Raw genomic sequence first — 19,663 nt, 5'->3', positions numbered from 1 at the left:
TTGTTCTTCTTGTCTTCGATGGTCTGTTCTTTTTTGGGGATTTTCATAATAACTGAATAAAAAGGCCTAAATTTCCATATATGGATGCCTCTGCTATCAAATCATAGACGTCACTTTTAGTTATCTTTTCAATCATTTGTTTTATACGTAGAAATGTTACCTAAAGTAGATTTTATCAGGAAGATAGCGAAATAGCCATTTTGTAACTTCACACAACCAAACCTTTTGATTTATTTCTTGTCCATTATAAAACTTTAACAGATAATCACCTCCTCCTCCTTCACCATTGGTTCTAGCATATTGAAGCTCTAATACTTCCGCTCCATCAAATGATTCATCAGATATTTTTAAAAAGCACTCTCGTGTATTATTACTAATAATATCAAGCATGGTATCTGCTCCTTCAACCATTTCTAATTGAGCTATACTACCTTCCCATTCTGGCAAATCGATAAACCATTCATTTTTTTGGTCTTTATAAAATCTAAAAGTTTCAGTCATAATTTAAAGATAATAATTTAACATATAGGTGTTTACATTTAAATTGAAGCAGTTTCTATTTCATAAAAGTGATATATACATTTGATGTGTGAATAAAAACAGTCTAAATCTATATGAATGTAAGCTTATACATTGGGCGGAAACTACTTAATATTCGGTAGCTTTCTAATCAATGAAGTTGCCACTTGCGATGTATTAACAAGCTCCATAATGCCAGTACATTTTAATAGTACACGTCTGTAAATATCAGATCTAGAATCATAAATATAAATAGACTTTGATCGTGTCCCTTGATCAGTATAGTAGCTTGGCTCACCTACCACTTTTGATTTCAATAAAATTTCTAAATCAGATTGTGAAAGTGAGATTCCACCAAATATTTTATTTAGTATAGAACCTCTTTTGCACAATCTGATGTTATGGAATAAATCGTCCGTTTGAATTTCTCCGTTCGTTTCATAACCCCATACTTTAGACAATGGCGCATGCTCTTCGTAAGGCTGAACACTATAGAATTTCCAATCCTCTGGCTGTTTATAATGATATCGATTGCCATTTGGCATAATAAAACAGCCATTATGTTCCCAACCCCATGCTATGCTGTGAAATTCATTTTGTAGTATGTACGGTTGAGGTTCGACATCCAACTTTGATCGTCTAGGGATGAGATTAAACATTGTAATAATATTTAGAAAATAAGAGAATCACTGACTCTATGACTCTCTTAACTGCGGATAAGTGGTTTTTCCCTATTTTATGCCTCTGGCCTGAGTGATAAATCTTTTCATAAAATATTATTGTGAAAATGAAGAATCTACTGTGCGAATCACTACAAGCTCAAGATTAATATGATTTACAGGAAAATGAACTCATAGATGCGAGGCTCTGAGTATAGAATCACTATAAATGATATTTTAACTCTATATCAACTTTTCAGAAAAGCCAAGAAAATATTTTTACAGTAATCCATAATCCAAGAATAGCCAATACTATTTGTAGAATAATATACCCACAACCAATACCTCCTGCTAAAGCACCTCCTACAGCATCTTCTTTTTTACCAGAATTAACATAACCGATAATTCCTCCAATAATAGCGCAAATTATAATTGCAATTAACCAATTCATTTTTTCCAAATACTATAAGTGATACATCCTAGACAACTGATATTATATACAACTACGAGGCCTAGAGAATAAGGCATATAAATCGCTGCAGATGTAATAAAAACCATTATTGCCCCAATAAACACACTGGAGCTATCAAAAACTAAATAATTAACAAAACAAACTAGACCACACGAGCTTCCTGCAATTACCCACTCCGCAGAGACTATATCTTCAACGGTTGTAGAAGAATCCACTGTTGATAAATAAATATATCTTGAGACCCAATACAGCAGGTAAAAGGAAGGGTAACTTAATATCGTAGCTAAAATTTTCATATTGACTATAAAAACATATTAATAATTATCCCACCAATTCTGCCTGAATAGACATTTTCTCACCTTTCTCGAGATCTCCTCATCTATAAAGAGCTTTCGATACTTGAAACCTTCTCAAATGTTGGCTGAAAATATAAACTATTACACACAATATTTTACGGTTTCCCGTAACGTTATGGAAAAAGGAAAATAAAAGTGCTGTCACCACCTTTATTTTACTATGCAGCTTTCTTATCCTCAATTAGAATGCTTACGTTTTCTGTTTCTCCATCCATTACTCTTTTGTAATAGTAATTTCTGATTTCTGTCGGTTCACTTGCAAGTCTAATTGAATCTTCAATGTTTAAATTGGTAGCATCAGCCATAGAGTATTTGAAAATAGCTCTTAGCATTTGAGTGTGCAATCTGTTTCCAAATTTCTCAATTGCTTCACGGTCATAGGCGACATAGATCACATATGCGCCCACTTTATTTTTACTCAATGTGAAATTCCAATAGAAACTTAAGAATTCAGTAATAAGGGTTTCACTTCTACCCATTTTAGCATGGTTTACTAAAACTGAGGTGCGATACTTTTGGCTATCAAAAATAGTTAGAAAGTCTCTAGCTGTTGTAACTATCTTTTCAAATAGATCTTCAACTGCTTTGTTCTTCTTGTCTTCGATGGTCTGTTCTTTTCTAGTTGTTTTCATAATAATTGATTTTAAATTGTAATTGAACTTTTTTAGCTTTTAAAGAATGAGAAAACTTGGATTTTGGAATGACGAATTATTACGGTCAAAATAGAGTTCCAGTCTGATTCTTTATAAGCTTAGATTTGTAAATGAAAATTGTGAGTACATCCCTGGTAAAACTTTACCAAGGATGTTTGCTTTTAAAGTAGATGAATAAACTTCTCAGGTTGTACCCTCAATACTTCTTTGAAATAAGCATTGTAATCCGCTATATTCATTCTTTGAGAACTGAAAGGATTGATGCAACACTTCTTCATTAGAGTCTTTATTTCGCTTTCAAATGGGCAATTATGGAAGTGGTATTCTATCTTGTAATTACCGAGAATGTCAGCTTCCAAATGGAATAAGAAATGAGGTGTTAACAAGCAATGCATGTCCACCACATTTAATGGATGAGCCTTCAAGTTTAACTCGACAATAACTCTATCAGATTTGTTAGGTAACGTTGAGTACAAGATTTTAACTTTGTTCAATATAACATGGTACATACTTTCCACTACTTTGTTATTTCTTTTTATTGTAGTTGTACCTTTTATCTCTGCTCTTTGATGATTTTTAAATCTTTTGACTTTACTTGCCCATTGATTTTCGTTGACTTGAACCTGATCTGAACGCTTGTTTTGTTCTTCTGAATGCTTTTGATAATCCATTTTTTGAATTTTGAAGGGTTAATAAATCGGAAAACATTTTCATAAAAAAAGACTCCTATATCGCTATAGAAGTCTTGAATTCAGTTGCTTTCAACTCGAGAGCTAGTAGGGGGATTAAGTCAAACTATGGGGGCTTAAAAAACATATACTATTTTTTTTCATCTAGGAACTAATGTTAATGGATTATCAATCCTGTTTAATCAAATTTTGATTTTTGGGAATTTAATACGCTGTAAAGAGCAGATGAGTGCAAAATACACGAAATAATATTAGAACCTTTTCAAACCTTCAATTGATAGTTTTCAACAGATTCAATATGAGTTCCCTCTTGCAAACCCTAACTATACGTTATAATAAGTATTATTAGTTACAGTGTGTGTGGAGGCACTTTTTGTTGCTTTTTTTGTTGCTTTTTTTGGTTAATTTTTAGTATCTTTAAGTAACATCTCAACTTCTTAGAGATGAATCACAGCCTTCTTTTTTCAGAAGTGTAAGGGCTATTTACATGTCAATATTTTATGAATTATGTTAAAGAGCAATTTGTTGCTCTCCCGAGATTGCTAGACTTAAATAAACTTAGGATTAAGCATACAGATACACTTATATATATATCAATAAGATCTTATCAGCATTATTCCGGCGATTGTTTTCCGTCTTACGAAACTATTGCGAATCGGGCTAAATGTTCAAGGAGCTTCGTTTTAGGAGCTATAAAAAGACTGGAGAAAGCGAATTTAATAACTGTTAAAAGGTCTAAAAAAAGAGATTACTCGAATCGATATTCTTTTAGCGACTTTGAGATGTTTGAACGCATCCCCTACCAAATATTTTTTGAGAATTTAACTTTGGAAGAAAAATCAATTCTATTGTTAACTCGTCAATTTTTGAATAGATCAGGAATTGGCTCGACACATTTAAACATTAAAGAAATTGCTAAGCAGTTAGGGTTGTCTTATAAACAATTGTATAATCCCTGGAGAAAATTGATGCACAAAGGTTATATTGAAAAATGTACAGGAAAAACTATTTCTAAATATAAGTTTACAGATAAAATTGATTGGAATTGGTACGCCGCTTTAAAGGCTTTAAAAGTCGAGCAAGCAACCCCATCTAAACTTTTAGTGGGGTAGGGAGTTTTTCAATTATTCCTTAAATAATAAGCTTATATAGCATATAAAATTCCCTACACAATTTGCAACGCTACGACGTCTTCTGAAAGTTTATATTTTGGTCGAGTAAGACGGTAGTAGCTTTTATATCCGTGTATGGGGTGCTTCCTCTTACCATTATTATAAGTACCTTCAAAATATTTTAATATGTGTGTTGCGGAGGCATTTTCAGGCACACAGTATTCAGGATCATCATAGTATTTGTTGTATATCGCATTTAGAGTGTCTTTTATGTAATCTGAGTTTAAACGTGTGTTTAATTTGAATGTAAACAGTATCTCATCAATCATATTAGAGTCTTTGAACTGACGCTCTGAGAGTTTAAGAGCAAAAAAGGTCTTTCTCATCTTGGTTCTCTGATAATGGATTTTTTCAAAGAAGTCAGCTCCATAATTGCAGAAAAGAGCAAATAATATCGGTTCTTTTCCAATCATTAAGTTGAATGCGTGCACATCCTCTTCTTGCATGGGTTCACCAGATAATAACCGCTGTTCAATATCTTCCAGTTTCTTAACGATCATCTGATACTTCTTTTTATTTTTTAAAGTATCAATACTCAGAAGATCTCTATCAGTAAACATATGTGTGACATTTATATGCTCTATTTTAAAATGGCTTGTGGAATTATAAGCTTTAATTAGATTTTCAGCAGTTACGTAATCATTGCTAACAAGTTCTTGGTTGATAAATGCATCTTTAATATAAGTTTCAATTTTGCCATTGCCATTATATATATTCTTCGCAAACTCTTTTCCTATCAGTTCGTCGACAATTCGTTGAACGCTACTATTCATGAAACTAAGTGATGATCTTTTCAGCTTTTCAATAAAAGATAGCGAAAAATCAATATCACGGATGATCTCTTCGTGGCTTTTACTAACCCTACTGCGTAAAAGCGTTGTGATATGCGTAACGGAGGAAATACCTTTTCTGCAACGTCCTTTAATCTGAATAGCCGTTGTATTAGGATTGATAATAGAGTGTTTAATAGACGGCAAATTTGTCAACATTAAGATGTGCGGTTTATCAGATCCGTTGTAAAACATGTCAACTGCATAAAAAAAGCGCGAAGTAAAAAGATTGAATTTGGCGTACTTCTGTTGTTTTACGGAATGTTCAATATTTTCGACGTTTTCATACTTAAAGTAATTTTCATTTAGTTGCTCTGCGCAAAATACTTTGTAATCCTCCTTTACACCATCGAGTCGGGTGATAAAAAGAATAGTTTCTTTACAATTCGTAAAAATAAAAACTGGTTTGTCATCGTTTAAAAGCGAAAGATAATTCCTGATCGAAGTTCTGATATTATCAGTAGTAATGAGTTTGAGGGGGGTCGAATAATCCCAAGTAGGTTTAAATACTAAATGCTTAAACTGTTGCTCTCTTAACCGGGGGTCAGACGGGATAATGGGTGTGGCTGAGATGAATGCTTTTTTGGTAAATTGAAAAAACTCACTAAGTGGAGCTAACAACTTTTCTCTGAATAAACAATCTTCAATAAGTCGATCGCTTTCATCATAAAGAAGGAAATATTTAGACCTGTAGTGTATTTCAATACGATTAAGGACGCTAATTAATCTAATAAAACCTTCTGGAGTAGTCATTATCTTTTTGAAGGCTATAGATTTATCGTTGATGTAATCTTCAATGTTTTTATTGTGGATACCGTTCATCACTATACAAAGGGCTGTTTTATACTTCTCTTTTTTAACCCTTTCAACATCAACAAATGGAACTATGATAATGGAATTTCTATCACTTTCGAGCTCAGAAGTTGTACCACCTATACCACTTCTGACTTTGTCTATAAATGTATTTGAAGGTATTAGCCCATCAAATCCATATTCGAATAAGAGCTCTTTAAAATCAAAATCCCTATGGTTTTCATGTATGTTAATTATAACTTTTTCCATCATGTAACTTATTAAAGGACTTGGTTTCCCAAGCCCTTGTTAATTTCAATTATCCAGTTATATCCTTCGGAAAGGCTACGATGTGCCAATCAGCTTTTAAGCTTTTTTTCATCAAAGAGTTATATTCATAATCGAATACCTCAACTTTTGTTACCTCTATAATTCCTCCTATGAGGCCATTAAAACTAACTTCTTTCGGTCCTGTTGATTGCTTTACGAATAAACCATTCAAGGAGATATTCAATGGATAAAAAATACCTTCAAATGTTTTATCAGTAGGATGCCATAATGCATAAACTCGTAGGTTCATATAGCCTTTATTAACGCTAAAATCTATAACATCCTGAATTTTGTAGAATCCTTCGCAAACTGCATTGAAGTGGTTAAGTTCTTTTACGCGCTCACTGTAAAGCGCCATTAATTCTAGACTATTCTTCATAGTATCTTATTTTTTTGTTTAAATAAAAAGCTTGGCCAAGCCTACAGAGATTCTCTCTGACATTACAAAGGTCAGAATACACTCCATGTGATGAGGAAACCCTGGGATTACAAAAAACAAAAATTTATATTGCCTTATTAATCACCTAGTTACGTTTGTTTTTCGTTTGCTTATTTAAATTTTTTGAATAAATCGAGCGCGGAATTTGGTTGAAGGGGATCAATTGTTTGTATTAACAGCACTTACGAGTGCTAAAAAAAAGAGACTGATCATTTTATCAATGATACAGCCTCTTTTTTATTTCCGCTTTTCTGATTTGACTTTGGAAAGTAAAATCACTACAAATCACATCATTTCCTTTAAAGCCTTAAAAGTCATAGCCATTATAATCGACATCGAGTATATCAAGCTCATAGTTATCTAGTAAATCTGCACCATAATTCAAAAGATCTCTGCCAGATTCTGTTTTTAGCATTGAACTCAAATCGGTAAGTGACACTTTCTTAACTGAAATGAAATCCCAGTTAAGCTCGAAAACTTTAGACTTTGTGTTATAAGCCGCATCGAAGACATGGAATTCCTTTCCCTGTCCTGTTAATGAAGAGTTTAAAAACTTCCGCTGCTCAAAAGTAGATTGAAATCTTAATGACTCCAGTTGTACCAGCACTTTAAATGCTGGATTGTATTCATCGTGAGCATTCAATTTCCAATGTGCTAGTGCAACCAAGGCAGGTTTGTTAAGACAAGAACTTTCGCTTGCTGAAATAATTTTGTAACAACCCTTTCTAGGGCAGTAGGGACTTCTTCCAAGTACAATGTTTGCTTCATACAAGGATTTCATTTTTAAAATATTTTGCATTTTTAATATGGTTCATTTGAGAACCTGTTGCAAAAATGAAACAAGACTAAGTAGTCAGAGGCAATAGAATTTTTAAAATATAAAGAAGCTTTATAGTTTAATACGATAACCCCTTAATATTGTTTTTGAACATTGCATAAATGTAATCTTTAGGATCTGATTCTATCCTTAACCTATCTAAATATCCCATTGTTTCCAAAATATCGAAAAAGAAATTTGCCTGTCTGTCAGTTAAAAATTTCCCCTCGGGAACGGGAATAATCTTGTGCTCATTCAAATATTGTTGAATATACAGGCAAAGTTCCACGTATAATTTCTTAACTCTTACAGTAGGCTTACGAGGTTTTAGTCCGGCAGTTTTCTTTAATCGTTCAATTGAGATTTCTGTCGTAGAATTCCAGCCTTCACCAAATAGGTCAAAAATTATCTTTTCACCAAAAACCCCTAATGGAAAATCTTTATTTTCAATTTTTTCATAGATCGTTTCACACATCCATCGTGCAATTCTAGGATCTTTCACCGCAACACTTCCTGTAATTGGCTTTGCAACAAGTTGAAATAACTGCTTGTGATTTGATGATTTATAAGCTAATAAGAATGAAGCAACTTCTTTAGAGGTCAGGTCGTCATAGTAGTTCTGCCAGTAAACATTGTGTCTGTTTCCGATCTCTTCATTTTTTTTAACGATTAAAAAAACTAGATTTTGGATGTGTTCTGTTAATCGAAGTTTTGTGAATTTTGAGGTCACTAATTTAACTAGCGATTCAAATTGAGAGGGATCTAAATATTCCAAATAAATTGGGATGTACCCCTTTTCTTCCTGAGCTAAAAGTTGAGTTTCTGTTAACTCAACAAAGCGGGTAAGAAACCGGAAATTAGGGGATAATGTTGATTCAACCATAATTTTATAGCTGAAATTAAAAAAAAGATATGAAACCTTGAAATTTTAAAATCGCTATCCTGTATTATTAATTTATTTATAGGTCAGGCATTACACTCCTCAATTCATCATTAGTAGAAACACCTAACCCCCTCAAATACTTTAGAGTAACTATCATATCAGAGTGACCCAGTAATTGCTGCAAAATATGAAGGTCTTTGGTTTTTCGGTAAATATCTAATGCAGCAGTATGTCGAAATGAATATATCGTTTGATTATCCCTGAGCAATTTGTTTTTCTTCATCATTGGTTTGGCTTTATTCCATAACACATTGAAATATCCTGGATTATATGCGTTTGTACTCATTGTAAAGATATTTGCATTACTGTCGTTCGCTCTAGAAATGCGTTCTCTCAGTATATTTTGTATAAAAGCAGGAATTGGAACTATTCTATTTTTCTTACTTTTATTTTCACTTCCAGAAAGTTGTATTTGACTTACATTATTTACAATATTCTTAGATTTTAACAATCTAATCTCATGGTGAGGTCTTAAAAGGCATCCATATGTGAGTAAGCAACATAAATATAAGTTATCAGAATAAGATTCTAGAAAGCTCAAAATATTCTTCAATTCATCTCTAGTGTATGGGACATGAAGAGAAGCTTTTGCTTTAGCAGATTTTGTTGATTTTACTAAATTTTTCGAAGCATATCCTTTACGAACAATCTCGTTAAATAATGTACCTAAGCATCTACGCCTATTTATATAATTTCTTTCACTGCTTTGAAATTGATTTAAAAAAGTTTCAATTGACCTTAAAGACAAGTGGTCGGTAATACCTTTTAGTTCATCTGAAGTGAGATGGTTTATAAACATTTTATGTACAGACTTCAAATTCCTTTTGTATAACACAGTTAAATTTGAATTTAATTTCTCCTCGATTACTTCTTGTAATGCATTCTTAAGACTAGGTATTTTATCTCTAGATGTGGGGTTCCAACCTGCCTTCAGTGCTTTTGTAAATTCATATAGTAAGACATTTAAAAGCCGCTTTTTATCTTTCAGTACATTTGTTTGATTAGGATTTATTGAAATATTAAGTCTATTTCCATTATATTCGCGGTATCGTTTGCCATTGTAGTAGAATTCTATATAGACTCTATCGTTGGCAGATTTAGGTAAATGAATTTTCGGTTGTGTAAACATGAATTGGCGCATTTAGTGGCGCAATTCTTTGAAAAATTTCATAACTGCCTGATGGTCCCATAGTTCAACGGATAGAATAGAAGTTTCCTAAACTTTAGATGTGAGTTCGATTCTCGCTGGGACCACTCTTTTATACCTTCAATTAATTTCTTTAATGGGATTTTAAATCTCAACGAGAATGAGTGAAATTTATATAGTATATGCCATTCAAAGTTTAAGAGATGCTAGGATATATGTTGGATTTTAAAAAAACGTAAATATTAGAGTTAGCCAAGATAACGCTAGGAAAACCCTAACCAACTTTCTAGAGTGTTTTCGATTTTGCCACAAGGAGGCGAGGAATTAATAAATCGTTTTGAGGCGCACATTTGTCGAAATCGTTCCCAAAAATCTTATTATTTGGGCAAATACTTCAATTCTCCCAGTGGAACCAAATTGATTTCAGAGTTTCCTAAATTTTAGACCAGAGTTCTCTACCCGCCATTAGATAGGGATTTTAGTTGATAATTCTTTAAATAGTGCTTTTTCGGTGTTTCTATTTTACGCCTTTTTTAGTCGACTTTCTACCGCTTTCGCTTCTTCTCCTTGTGGGCTAATATTATACATCGTTATGATTAATTCTTCATCACGAAGTGTTATTTCTGTTCTCCAGCCCCAAATTTCTGTGTATTCAGAACTTCCATAACTTCCTAGTGCGCTAAATCCATCGTCCGTAGCAGCACCCACAGAATGCAAAATGCCAGTCCCCATGTGAAAAGAATCTACCCAGCTGCATTCTGCTCTAGAGTTAGACAGGTCGTATCCCCAGTTCATTACTCCTTCCAAGGCTTTATTTTGTAAGCTACTTTGATACGTAAAACGTATAAATTTATTGCCTAAAATGGATTCTATTTCGCCGGAAATGGCGGACTCATCTGCTAATATATCTTTTTCGAACCATGTTTTAGTTGTGCCTATCCATTGCCCAACATAAGATTGAAGTTTTGCATGCGGCCCATTTGATATTGATTCTTCAAATTTTGTCTTTTCCATTGTTCTAAATGTTTTTATGAATATACGAAACATGTTTTTATTTACCTTTGAAACATGTCATCACATCATATTGTTAAAGCAAAACAGGAGCCTGCTTTACTCATACTTTCTTTACAAAAATTTGATTTGGAATATTTAGGGCAGTTATTAGAATGGAGCCCTACAATTTTAGTGTCTGCCAATGTTTATGAAGAAGTGGAGTCATTAGGCATTAAAATTGACGTAGTTTTAGGCTCGATAGAGGCTGCGCAGTGCGATGCAGTGCAATTGGCTATTCAGGCCGACTATCCTTCAACAGGGCTTAGCTATTTGATTAAAGAGGAGTATCCTGCGGTGAATATTATTGCTGATGAACAATTGTCAATACCTTTAAGTTATTACGACGATATAAATATTGTTTGGTTTTGTGGAACTTCTAAGATTTACAAGGTGAAATCTGGCTTTAGTGTTTGGAAAGCGGCAGGGACTCTATTTAAATTAAACGGTGATGTACAAACTACAAATTTAATTCCAACTCCAACGGGTTTGTATGAAGTATCAAAAGATGGCTTTGTTACTTTTAACGGGCCATTAGAATCATTATTTATTGAAGAATTCTTATGATAAGTTTTAGAATAGCAACAGAACCAGATTTAGAAATTGTACGACAAATTGCTTACGAAACCTGGCCGAATACTTATAATGAAGTAATTGGCGAGGCACAAGTGAAATTTATGTTGGATAAAATGTATAATAAAGAGGAGTTGTTAAGTCAGTTGTTAGCAGGTTGTATTTTTATTATTGCCCAAAGAGATGGAAAAGATGTTGGCTTCATGTCTTATGAATTAACTAATCATTCTGATGGTATTTACAAATTGCATAAACTCTATTTATTACCTGAGGCACATGGAGGTGGGTTTGGGAAAATAATGATAAATGTAGTTTTTAAACAAATTAAAAGCCTTGGTGGGAAGAAATTACAGCTGAATGTAAATAAGAAAAATAAAGCTTTGTTTTTTTACGAAAGAATGGGCTTTAAAATAAAAGAAGCCGTTGTCCTTGATATAGGAAACGGCTTCGTAATGGATGACTATGTGATGGAGATTGATCTCCAATCAGCCTAGTTAGTTTTGTAATTTAGGTACTCTAGAAGGGGTATCTATACCTTTAATAATACTGATAGCACTTTTCGCAATGCCTTTTATAGTAGAATAAATATTATCTGTATCTAAGCTGCTATATTCGTCTTTAACTGTATGGTAAAGCTTATCAGCATCTATTTGAACAGTACTAATAGTATGTGCTGGTACGCCTAATGCAGCAAGTGTAGCGTTATCACTTCTGTAAAATAAATTTTGTGAAGGATATGGATCCGGATGGAATTTAAACTCTGTTCCTTCTAAATTTTTCTGTAATATCTGGCCAAAATTAGATTTTTCAAATCCAGTTATATAAGCTGTATTTACTCCAAATTTAGAGTCTTTACCAATCATTTCGATATTAAACATCGCGATGATTTCTTCAGGATTTAATTGTTGTGAAAAATATTTTGAACCATAACCTCCAGATTCTTCTGCTGTAAATCCTACGAAGATTAAAGTACGTTCGTTATTATTTAAAGCTTTATAATATTTTGCCAAAGCAATCATAGCGGTAGTTCCAGAAGCATCATCGTCTGCACCATTAAAAATACTATCTTGCTCAACTGCTTTACCAATACCTAAATGGTCGTAATGTGCGCTGAATAATACATATTCTTTAGGTTTAGATTTTCCAGGAATCATACCAGCAACGTTAAATAAATCGCCCATTTTAGAAGCGGTATTTACCGAGCTTACCTCATAAGAAGTAGCTTCTTTTTCGTCTGTTAGAATAAAAAATGTTCCAACTGGGTTTTCCATATCTTTTTCGAAGAAACTTCCAGAGCGATAAGGGGTAGATTTTAATCTTTTAAAGTCTTCAGTAAATTTTGTTGGAACAAGTACTAATTGTTTTTTACCGCCTCTAGCATACGATCTATATTGATTCATGAAAGGTTTTTCAGGATCAAAAACAACAACCGGACTTCCACTTGCTAAATTAAAATTTACTTTTTCTGCATTTAAGCCTAAGGAAAGAATATGCTCATTTTCAATATTTTTACCATTAAGGGTTACTTTTGCAGAAACGGGTTTTATTTGAACTAAGTTAAATGTTTGTCTAAAGTTTTTTTCTCCCGCCAATGGTTTAAGTCCGATGGTTTTGAACTCATTTTCGATGAATTTTGCCGCTTTATCAATGCCTGGCGTATAGGGTTTACGTCCTTGCATATCATCGCTAGCTAATGTTTTTATTAAATTATCTACATAGGACTTAGGAACAATTTTGTCCATATCCTGCGCAAATCCAACTTGGAAAGTAAAGCAGGCCGCTGCTACTAAAAATATTCTTTTCATTGTTATTGTTTGATTTTTGAATTTAGCCAATTATCTCTAAACGACTTTATTTCTGGGGTTAATGTTCTGTTTGCTTTTTCGAAAGTTATTAATTCTAAAGTTGGATCTTCACTCAAAATTAATGTGGTTTCATAAGGTAAACCTCTTTGAGTAAAGTTAATTTTTAGTTGATCACCTGGTTTAGAAGCATCCATAATTTTGTTTAGGTCTGCTTGTGATTTTATATCTTGATCATTTATTTTTAATAATACATTACCAATATTTAATCCTGCTTTATATGCTGGAGAAGTACTTTGAGTTGCGCCTAAAACAGCTTTTCCGTTTGAAAAATTAATTCTTCCAAATCCCGAAAATGCTTTGCCTGGTCTAGCTTTTTGAAGTATAAATCCTGCTTTTTCTAATAATGATTTATAATCTTCTTTTGCTGTTCCGTGAATATATTTGGTGAAAAAATCTTCTGCAAACTTGGTGTTTTTTGTTAAGTTACCTAAAGTTTTTTGCAAGGCTTCCATAGTAAAAGGAATTTCAGGTTTCCCGTATTCTTTCCATAATGCACGCATATAATCGTCTAAAGTTAGGTTAAAATCTGCGCGTAATCTTAAGTCTAAAGCCAAAGCAACACCAGCGCCATATATATAATATGAAGTAAACATATTGCCTTTATTGGTTTGGTCTACCGCAACTCCCGCATCTGCAAAAACAGCATATTGACTAGACTCAATTGGAGAGTAATTTAATGCGCCTGGCGATAATAGAACCGTATTGAGAATAGATTGGTTGGTTCTAGTTATTTCATCAAGCGTTCTTAAACCTGCTCTTTTTAGTAAAAGTTGACCGTAATATTGAGTAAATCCTTCAGATATCCATAATCCATCGCTCATATTTGCATGGCTAAAATCAAACGGTTCTAAAGTTTTCGGGCGTAATCTTTCTACGTTCCAAGCATGAAAAAACTCGTGCGAGAAGGTGCTTAACATATCCGATTCATTTCCTTCAATTTTATCATCTCTTTCTACAATTACAGTAGAATTTCTATGTTCCATTCCGTCACCAGCATTTTCTGGGTTTACATTTTGCATGAAATAAAAGTTTCCATAATCAAATGTTGGGAGTTCACCAAAAACTGCAATTTGCTCGTCCACCATTTTCTTAAGTAGATTACCGAAATTGTCAACAATAGGTTGTTCGTCTTTAGTATTGGTATGGAATTGGATGGTTTGTTGTTTCCCATCTGGATTAGTAATATTCCATTTCGTAGATTTAAATGCTCCAATATTTACTGGACTATCCATGAAATATTGAAAATCTTTAGCGAAATATTTTCCTTTTCCTAAATCTTGTAATTGTGTTACAACTTTCCAATTAGGTTTATCAGCGTAGTTTAATTGTAATGTACGCGGACGATTATCTAATCCGATTGGATACATAAATGTTGCTGCCATATTCATATGCGCAAAATCTCTGTCAAATGCCGCATAAGTTCCATCAACCCAGTTACCAAATAAGGTATAAGAAATGGTTACCGATTTTCCTGGTGAATTTATTTGATAAACATCTCCTTCAATTTTCGAAATTTTAATTGGATTTCCTTCTGCATTTTTGGCTTTAACATTGTAAACATTTTTTCCAAACTCATGCGTAGCGTATCTTCCTGTAGAAGATCTGGCCATTCTAACATTTAATGATCCAGAAGGAGGATTAGGAATTGTAAACGAAATCTCTGCTTCATGATGCATCGCATTTTTAAAACTAACAGAATAGGCTATTTCATTCTGGGCCTTTGCGCTTACAGTAAATCCAAGAAAAAACAATAGGATTAAAGAAGGAATAATTTTAAATAATCGATTTTTCAAGTTTAAATCTATTTAGGTAAATAATAAGGCGGTAATTTAACCTTTTAGTCTTTAATTATTTAATTGTTTAAAAATTATTACAGGGAAGATTAATCCACTATTTCTTGTTCAGTTTTTTTTCGGATTTTATGATTTTTAACTTTTATATCTTCTTGAATTCGAAAATCATGTGTGTTATCAATCACTGAAATGCCAGCATCTAAATCTTTATCTGATGAATATACAGCAAGTGTCTCTTGGTTTAGAATACTATGATCGTAGGGTCCTTTTTTGCTCATTAGCTTTACAAAAACAGGTAAACACTCGAAAAATATAAATAAGAATCCAATAAATAAGATGGCATTAGAAGTACTACTGTCCTCTTTTCCATCTATACCATATTTCAATTGATTAAGCGCCCAGTTTCTATCTGCAAAACCTGCCACATTCGCTAAACTATCTAATTGTTTACTCGTTAAAATTTTCTCAGACATAAGTCCATCGAAATTTTTTCTATCAGCGAAAAATGAATCACCTCGATTTATTTGAGCGTTTAAAGTGTCTAATTGAACCTTTAATTGTGCAATTTCTTGTTCTTTGCGTTTTGCATATGGTCCATAACCCTGAACTCCGGATGTTTCGTTGGTTTTATTTCCAAAAATTTCGAAGTTTAATTTTTGCTCATCGCTTTTTATTTTAGCGGCTAAAGAATCACGTTGAGTTTTTATGTATTGAAGATTGTTATTTTCTATCTTATACTTATTATCAAAAGCAGCATTTAATGTGTCTATTTTGGCTCTTTGCGCGTTTAAATAACTTAAAGCTAATCGATCTTTAATTTCTTTGTCAAATATTTTAAGTTCTAAAGGTCTTGAGATCACGATACCAATCATTATAGCTAATAAAATTCTTGGTGTAGCTTGTAAAAATTGTTTCGTAGTAGAGCCATTTTTATCGATCGATGAAACAATATATCGATCCATATTAAAGATGGCTAATCCCCAAATTAGGCCAAAGAAAATAGAGAAGAAAATAGCTAAATCATCTCCTTTAAAAACAAAATACATGGCATAACCACCAGAAAGGGCAGCAAAAAGTCCGGTGAAAAATATGGTAGCTCCAATACCTAGATATTTGATTTGTTCGGTAGGTTGGTTCGCCAACGTTTCGCGGTGAACACCAGCACAATACCAGAAAAAATTATTTAATGCGTTCAAAATGTGAAGTTTAAATTTAGATGCAATTTAGACTATTTTATTACAAAGTTTATGTTTCTAAATTTAATTATTGGAAGGTTGAACTAAGTGCTAGGCTCAATTTTAGTGAATTGAAATTATTATCTTTGATAAAATTACAAGCCATGAAAGAAATTACAGTAGAACAACTGAAACAAAAAATGGACAATAATGAGCCATTTCAAATTATTGATGTTAGAGAAGATTTTGAATATGAAATGTCTAATTTAAATGGGGTTAATATTCCGCTTGCAGGAATTCTATTGGAAGCTGAAAAAATATCAAAAGATATTCCTGTAGTAGTTCAATGCAGAAGTGGAAAAAGAAGTGCAATGGCAATTATGCAATTAGAACACCATTTTGGGTTAGAAAATTTATATAATCTACAAGGAGGAATTATGGCTTGGAAAGAAGCATATGATCCAAGTATGCAAGTTTATTAATATGTGGAAGAAAGTTTTATTAAATGTTTTTTATAATGTTGCGGTAATAATCTCAGTAATGGGAATTTATTATGGGATTACCAATAACCAATATCTTTATTGTGTTATTTTTCTCGCAACTGGTGCATTTTTCGTTTATCAAAAAATTAAATTACTTAAGGCCGTAAAAGCGGAAATAAGAAATAAAAAATAAAAAAAAATCCCCTGAAATTATTCAGGGGATTTTTTTATTTAAACTTTAATCCTAAACCACTATCATTAGAAAGTTGCCACTTTCCATCTTTAAAGTCTGGATCTTTAAACGGATTATTTTTTGTTAATGCTGGGCCATCTAAATCTGCCCAATCGCAAAGTGGAGCAAGGGCCATTCCAGCAAGTGTGGCACAAGAGGTTTCGCTCATACATCCAATTAAAACCTTCATTTTAAATTCTTTCGCCTTTTTTATCATTCTATAACCTTCATATAAGCCTGCGCTCTTCATAAGCTTTACGTTTATTCCATGATAAGCACCTTTTATATCGTCTAAGTTTTCAATTCTTTGAACAGCTTCATCTGCTAATATTGGAATCGGACTTCGTTCGGTTAACCATGCATTTCCATCTAAATCCATTTTGTCCATAGGTTGCTCTATAAGTTGAACACCTTTGTTATGTAGCCAATATATTCTGTCGATTGCCATTTTTCTATCATTCCATCCTTGGTTTGCATCAACATATAAAGGCAAATCGCAAGTCTCTCTTATGGTGTTAATGAGTTCTTCATCGTTATCTCTTCCCAGCTTAACTTTTATTACTTTAAACCCTTTTGCGCCTGCTAATTTTTCCCTAATAATTTCTGGTGTATCTATTCCGACAGTATAGGAAGTTACGGGCATGTTTTCGGGGTTCGATCCAAATAGTTTATAGCAAGGGATATCTAAAGTTTTTGCATGAAGATCGTGCAAAGCAATATCAATAGCTGCTTTAGCGGCAGGATTTCCTTTATCTATAGATTCTAAATAAGCATGAACTTCTTTAAAGTCTATAGGAAGTTTAATTTTATTCCAATCTATTTTTTTAAAAAAGCTGGTCGCAGTTTCTGGATTTTCGCCCATATATGGCACCATAGAGCCTTCACCATAACCTTTAAACCCTTCTGCCTCTAATTCTAAAAAAATTATAGGTGTACTGGTTCTAGAAAATTTTGCAATCGAAAATGTATGCTTTAATTCCAGATCAAAAAATTTAAAAGTAGCTTTCATCAATCTTTCTATATTATTAAGGCTTAAAGATGCATAAATTGTTTTCTTAATACCATAAAAAATCATTAATTGATATTTATTCTATTCTCTAGAAGATTACTTTTATTTTTGTGCCAACATGAATAATTCAATTTATAATCCATTTACATCTTTCGACTTTAAGTACAAAAAATGTTTCCTGAGCGGCGAAGCTACCGATTCAAATATTCAGGTAATACCAACTTGGTTATTGGAGATGGCGGGATTTACAGGCGATGAAGCTATAAAAATGCTTGATGAAGGCATACATTCTTATAAAAGTTTAAAAATCCCAGTAAATACAGCGTTAGTAGGCAAAGCGATAGACGTTTTAGATGCAGAAGTAGAGGAGGCATTTAAATTGGGTTATGAAGGCGTATCTAAATTGAACCAAGACATACTTTTTAAATGGCTGGGTAAATTTTTATATGGATTTGTTTATATAGAGATGTATAATGGAATCAAACAAAATGTGTTAAGTGCTGACGGATTAAATATGGGACAAGGATTAATGCATAAGTTTGGGAATCTACATGCCATGTTGCAGGGAATTTATAGGTCTGTGACTTTAGAGAATTTTAAACCTTATTCTATTGAGGTATTAGAACTTAAAGAGCCAGTTTCTTTTAGTTTTAAGGACGAAATTAATACTCTTACATTTTCTTTAAAATTTAAAAATTTTGGAATTATTGCTTGCTTACAGGATAACGGAGTAAATAGTAAATACCATTCAACGCTATTAAGTCACATTAATAAGCAGCCTCTTTTAGAACAGCAGTTTGAAGAGTTGTGTGCTCGATTTTATTATTCGGCCTACCTGTTTAACAGACTTCCAGAATACAGTATTATGGAGTTAAATGGAGAGGTGTTTATTGAGGCTATGCCATTAAAGGGGATGTTAAATAAACCAATATTTGATGAGTGGCAGCATAAAACTTACGGGCAAGTATTAGAAAATTTCTGGAAACCATGGGGACATTTGTTATTAGAAATTAATCAAAATCCAAATGCCCCAATGAGTTATTTTAGTCCTTCTTATTTACCCGAACACTAAACTTACAAAGTGATTTACGATTCCTGGAATTAAAATTACGGTGATTAAAATTCCGCTAATTGCTCCAAATAAATGTGCGTCATGATTTATGTTATCCCTTGATTTTTTGGAAGCATAGTAGCAATAAACCAGATATAAAACCGCAAATAATAAAGCAGGAATAGGTATCGGAAGTGGGAAAAGCATCAATTTAGTAAATGGATCAAAAAGAATGTAGCTAAATAATACGGCGCTAATGGCCCCACTTGCTCCTAAACTATTATACCAAAAATGTTCTTTGTGTTTTAAAACGGATGGAATATCCGCTAATACTAAGCTGGCTAAATAAAGTAACCCAAATTGCCAATGTCCAATCATTGCTTCTAAGCGAAAAGCAAAGAAATAAAAGGTCATCATATTAAAGATTAAATGCATCCAATCGGCATGGATTAATCCACTGGTTATTAAAGTATATGTTTTATGTCCTCTTGCAACACTATAAGGATGCAACATTAATTTCCCGTAAATGCTAGGGTTATTAAAGGCATAAATACTGGTTCCAATAGTTATTAAAAATATAATTGAAGCAACGGGTGTTTGATTTAAAAAATCCAT

The 19,663-nt window shown here is 32.8% G+C and carries 22 protein-coding genes, 1 tRNA gene and 1 pseudogene; 8 read left to right on the top strand and 16 right to left on the bottom strand.

The genetic code is table 11. The features are described 5' to 3' along the window. Positions 1–156: 156 nt before the first annotated feature. The 5 genes from VRU49_RS02950 to VRU49_RS02930 all read right to left on the bottom strand — a co-directional run bounded on the left by VRU49_RS02950 (position 157) and on the right by VRU49_RS02930 (position 3,330). A complete protein-coding gene (locus VRU49_RS02950; RefSeq protein ID WP_330145287.1) occupies positions 157–501 on the bottom strand; it encodes a DUF6717 family protein in 345 nt (114 codons plus the stop codon). 143 nt (positions 502–644) lie between these two features. Continuing rightward, complete coding sequence (locus VRU49_RS02945; protein ID WP_330145286.1) at positions 645–1,178, bottom strand: hypothetical protein; 534 nt, start codon at positions 1,176–1,178, stop codon at positions 645–647. 256 nt (positions 1,179–1,434) lie between these two features. After that, positions 1,435–1,629: a hypothetical protein gene (locus VRU49_RS02940; RefSeq protein ID WP_330145285.1), complete on the bottom strand. Its 195-nt coding sequence runs from the start codon at positions 1,627–1,629 to the stop codon at positions 1,435–1,437. 535 nt (positions 1,630–2,164) lie between these two features. Beyond that, on the bottom strand, positions 2,165–2,638 hold the full coding sequence (locus tag VRU49_RS02935; RefSeq protein ID WP_330145284.1) for a hypothetical protein: 474 nt from the start codon (positions 2,636–2,638) through the stop codon (positions 2,165–2,167). A 182-nt stretch (positions 2,639–2,820) separates the two neighbouring features. Next, the gene (locus tag VRU49_RS02930) at positions 2,821–3,330 is read right to left on the bottom strand and encodes a hypothetical protein (RefSeq protein ID WP_330145283.1); all 510 of its coding nucleotides are present in this window, start codon (positions 3,328–3,330) and stop codon (positions 2,821–2,823) included. Between the two features lie 518 nt (positions 3,331–3,848). On the opposite strand from VRU49_RS02930, the pseudogene VRU49_RS11475 reads away from it, so the two are divergent. Together VRU49_RS11475 and VRU49_RS02925 are read left to right on the top strand one after the other, a co-directional pair. Further along, positions 3,849–4,058, top strand: a pseudogene (locus tag VRU49_RS11475) (helix-turn-helix domain-containing protein); the annotation flags it as partial. A gap of 72 nt (positions 4,059–4,130) precedes the next feature. Next, positions 4,131–4,460 carry a LexA family transcriptional regulator gene (locus tag VRU49_RS02925; protein WP_330145282.1) on the top strand — a complete coding sequence of 110 codons (330 nt, stop codon included), beginning with the start codon at positions 4,131–4,133 and terminating at the stop codon, positions 4,458–4,460. 53 nt (positions 4,461–4,513) lie between these two features. On the opposite strand, the gene VRU49_RS02920 is transcribed toward VRU49_RS02925, so the two are convergent. From VRU49_RS02920 to VRU49_RS02900, 5 genes are all read right to left on the bottom strand, one after another. Continuing rightward, on the bottom strand, positions 4,514–6,415 hold the full coding sequence (locus VRU49_RS02920; RefSeq protein ID WP_330145281.1) for a hypothetical protein: 1,902 nt from the start codon (positions 6,413–6,415) through the stop codon (positions 4,514–4,516). A gap of 46 nt (positions 6,416–6,461) precedes the next feature. After that, positions 6,462–6,851 carry a hypothetical protein gene (locus tag VRU49_RS02915; RefSeq protein ID WP_330145280.1) on the bottom strand — a complete coding sequence of 130 codons (390 nt, stop codon included), beginning with the start codon at positions 6,849–6,851 and terminating at the stop codon, positions 6,462–6,464. Between the two features lie 367 nt (positions 6,852–7,218). Continuing rightward, the gene (locus tag VRU49_RS02910) at positions 7,219–7,710 is read right to left on the bottom strand and encodes a hypothetical protein (protein WP_330145279.1); all 492 of its coding nucleotides are present in this window, start codon (positions 7,708–7,710) and stop codon (positions 7,219–7,221) included. A 97-nt stretch (positions 7,711–7,807) separates the two neighbouring features. After that, positions 7,808–8,611, bottom strand: coding sequence for a hypothetical protein (locus tag VRU49_RS02905; protein WP_330145278.1), 804 nt, complete (start codon positions 8,609–8,611; stop codon positions 7,808–7,810). A gap of 76 nt (positions 8,612–8,687) precedes the next feature. Beyond that, positions 8,688–9,800, bottom strand: a complete 1,113-nt coding sequence (locus VRU49_RS02900; RefSeq protein WP_330145277.1) for a tyrosine-type recombinase/integrase — start codon at positions 9,798–9,800, stop codon at positions 8,688–8,690. Between the two features lie 53 nt (positions 9,801–9,853). Between VRU49_RS02900 and VRU49_RS02895 the strand changes: the two genes are divergently transcribed. Further along, positions 9,854–9,925 (top strand) — tRNA-Arg (locus VRU49_RS02895). 415 nt (positions 9,926–10,340) lie between these two features. Here VRU49_RS02895 and VRU49_RS02890 read toward each other — a convergent pair. Continuing rightward, positions 10,341–10,832, bottom strand: coding sequence for a DUF1579 family protein (locus VRU49_RS02890; protein ID WP_330145276.1), 492 nt, complete (start codon positions 10,830–10,832; stop codon positions 10,341–10,343). Positions 10,833–10,886: 54 nt separating this feature from the next. Between VRU49_RS02890 and VRU49_RS02885 the strand changes: the two genes are divergently transcribed. Together VRU49_RS02885 and VRU49_RS02880 are read left to right on the top strand one after the other, a co-directional pair. Continuing rightward, the gene (locus tag VRU49_RS02885; RefSeq protein WP_330145275.1) at positions 10,887–11,435 is read left to right on the top strand and encodes a thiamine pyrophosphokinase; all 549 of its coding nucleotides are present in this window, start codon (positions 10,887–10,889) and stop codon (positions 11,433–11,435) included. Continuing rightward, on the top strand, positions 11,432–11,935 hold the full coding sequence (locus tag VRU49_RS02880; RefSeq protein ID WP_330145274.1) for a GNAT family N-acetyltransferase: 504 nt from the start codon (positions 11,432–11,434) through the stop codon (positions 11,933–11,935). The genes VRU49_RS02885 and VRU49_RS02880 overlap by 4 nt, the downstream gene beginning before the upstream one ends. Here the strand turns inward: VRU49_RS02880 and VRU49_RS02875 are convergent, their stop codons facing one another. From VRU49_RS02875 to VRU49_RS02865, 3 genes are all read right to left on the bottom strand, one after another. Beyond that, entirely contained in the window at positions 11,936–13,246 is a 1,311-nt protein-coding gene (locus VRU49_RS02875) for a M20/M25/M40 family metallo-hydrolase (protein ID WP_330145273.1), read from the bottom strand. Between the two features lie 2 nt (positions 13,247–13,248). Next, positions 13,249–15,099, bottom strand: coding sequence for a M61 family metallopeptidase (locus tag VRU49_RS02870; protein WP_330145272.1), 1,851 nt, complete (start codon positions 15,097–15,099; stop codon positions 13,249–13,251). An 89-nt stretch (positions 15,100–15,188) separates the two neighbouring features. After that, positions 15,189–16,295, bottom strand: coding sequence for a DUF4407 domain-containing protein (locus tag VRU49_RS02865; protein WP_330145271.1), 1,107 nt, complete (start codon positions 16,293–16,295; stop codon positions 15,189–15,191). A 143-nt stretch (positions 16,296–16,438) separates the two neighbouring features. Here VRU49_RS02865 and VRU49_RS02860 point away from each other — a divergent pair, with 143 nt between their 5' ends. Both VRU49_RS02860 and VRU49_RS11470 read left to right on the top strand, forming a co-directional pair. Next, a complete protein-coding gene (locus tag VRU49_RS02860; RefSeq protein ID WP_330145270.1) occupies positions 16,439–16,756 on the top strand; it encodes a rhodanese-like domain-containing protein in 318 nt (105 codons plus the stop codon). Further along, positions 16,731–16,949, top strand: coding sequence for a DUF6358 family protein (locus VRU49_RS11470; protein WP_431311592.1), 219 nt, complete (start codon positions 16,731–16,733; stop codon positions 16,947–16,949). Before VRU49_RS02860 ends, VRU49_RS11470 begins: the two co-directional genes overlap by 26 nt. 34 nt (positions 16,950–16,983) lie before the next feature. Here VRU49_RS11470 and VRU49_RS02855 read toward each other — a convergent pair whose 3' ends face one another. Continuing rightward, on the bottom strand, positions 16,984–17,997 hold the full coding sequence (locus VRU49_RS02855) for a dipeptide epimerase (protein ID WP_330145269.1): 1,014 nt from the start codon (positions 17,995–17,997) through the stop codon (positions 16,984–16,986). A gap of 118 nt (positions 17,998–18,115) precedes the next feature. Here VRU49_RS02855 and VRU49_RS02850 point away from each other — a divergent pair, with 118 nt between their 5' ends. Beyond that, positions 18,116–19,069: a hypothetical protein gene (locus VRU49_RS02850; protein WP_330145268.1), complete on the top strand. Its 954-nt coding sequence runs from the start codon at positions 18,116–18,118 to the stop codon at positions 19,067–19,069. On the opposite strand, the gene VRU49_RS02845 is transcribed toward VRU49_RS02850, so the two are convergent. Continuing rightward, positions 19,055–19,663 (bottom strand): rhomboid family intramembrane serine protease, encoded by a 609-nt coding sequence (locus tag VRU49_RS02845; RefSeq protein ID WP_330145267.1) that lies wholly within the window; start codon positions 19,661–19,663, stop codon positions 19,055–19,057. The genes VRU49_RS02850 and VRU49_RS02845 overlap by 15 nt on opposite strands.

The sequence above is a fragment of the Pedobacter flavus genome, from assembly GCF_036324285.1.
GTDB classification, from domain to species: Bacteria; Bacteroidota; Bacteroidia; order Sphingobacteriales; family Sphingobacteriaceae; genus Pedobacter; species Pedobacter flavus.
This window is presented reverse-complemented; position numbering and strand designations above follow the sequence as displayed.

Excerpts from the sequence above, each read along its gene's own strand:
- VRU49_RS02950 (WP_330145287.1), bottom strand. The coding sequence starts at position 501 with ATGACTGAAACTTTTAGATTTTATAAAGACCAAAAAAATGAATGGTTT.
- VRU49_RS02915 (WP_330145280.1), bottom strand. The coding sequence starts at position 6,851 with ATGAAGAATAGTCTAGAATTAATGGCGCTTTACAGTGAGCGCGTAAAA.
- VRU49_RS02920 (WP_330145281.1), bottom strand. The coding sequence starts at position 6,415 with ATGATGGAAAAAGTTATAATTAACATACATGAAAACCATAGGGATTTT.
- VRU49_RS02885 (WP_330145275.1), top strand. The coding sequence starts at position 10,887 with ATGTCATCACATCATATTGTTAAAGCAAAACAGGAGCCTGCTTTACTC.
- VRU49_RS02905 (WP_330145278.1), bottom strand. The coding sequence starts at position 8,611 with ATGGTTGAATCAACATTATCCCCTAATTTCCGGTTTCTTACCCGCTTT.
- VRU49_RS02855 (WP_330145269.1), bottom strand. The coding sequence starts at position 17,997 with ATGAAAGCTACTTTTAAATTTTTTGATCTGGAATTAAAGCATACATTT.
- VRU49_RS02880 (WP_330145274.1), top strand. The coding sequence starts at position 11,432 with ATGATAAGTTTTAGAATAGCAACAGAACCAGATTTAGAAATTGTACGA.
- VRU49_RS02940 (WP_330145285.1), bottom strand. The coding sequence starts at position 1,629 with ATGAATTGGTTAATTGCAATTATAATTTGCGCTATTATTGGAGGAATT.
- VRU49_RS02900 (WP_330145277.1), bottom strand. The coding sequence starts at position 9,800 with ATGTTTACACAACCGAAAATTCATTTACCTAAATCTGCCAACGATAGA.
- VRU49_RS02910 (WP_330145279.1), bottom strand. The coding sequence starts at position 7,710 with ATGCAAAATATTTTAAAAATGAAATCCTTGTATGAAGCAAACATTGTA.
- VRU49_RS02945 (WP_330145286.1), bottom strand. The coding sequence starts at position 1,178 with ATGTTTAATCTCATCCCTAGACGATCAAAGTTGGATGTCGAACCTCAA.
- VRU49_RS11470 (WP_431311592.1), top strand. The coding sequence starts at position 16,731 with ATGATCCAAGTATGCAAGTTTATTAATATGTGGAAGAAAGTTTTATTA.
- VRU49_RS02925 (WP_330145282.1), top strand. The coding sequence starts at position 4,131 with ATGTTTGAACGCATCCCCTACCAAATATTTTTTGAGAATTTAACTTTG.
- VRU49_RS02875 (WP_330145273.1), bottom strand. The coding sequence starts at position 13,246 with ATGAAAAGAATATTTTTAGTAGCAGCGGCCTGCTTTACTTTCCAAGTT.
- VRU49_RS02860 (WP_330145270.1), top strand. The coding sequence starts at position 16,439 with ATGAAAGAAATTACAGTAGAACAACTGAAACAAAAAATGGACAATAAT.
- VRU49_RS02935 (WP_330145284.1), bottom strand. The coding sequence starts at position 2,638 with ATGAAAACAACTAGAAAAGAACAGACCATCGAAGACAAGAAGAACAAA.
- VRU49_RS02890 (WP_330145276.1), bottom strand. The coding sequence starts at position 10,832 with ATGGAAAAGACAAAATTTGAAGAATCAATATCAAATGGGCCGCATGCA.
- VRU49_RS02845 (WP_330145267.1), bottom strand. The coding sequence starts at position 19,663 with ATGGATTTTTTAAATCAAACACCCGTTGCTTCAATTATATTTTTAATA.
- VRU49_RS02850 (WP_330145268.1), top strand. The coding sequence starts at position 18,116 with ATGAATAATTCAATTTATAATCCATTTACATCTTTCGACTTTAAGTAC.
- VRU49_RS02930 (WP_330145283.1), bottom strand. The coding sequence starts at position 3,330 with ATGGATTATCAAAAGCATTCAGAAGAACAAAACAAGCGTTCAGATCAG.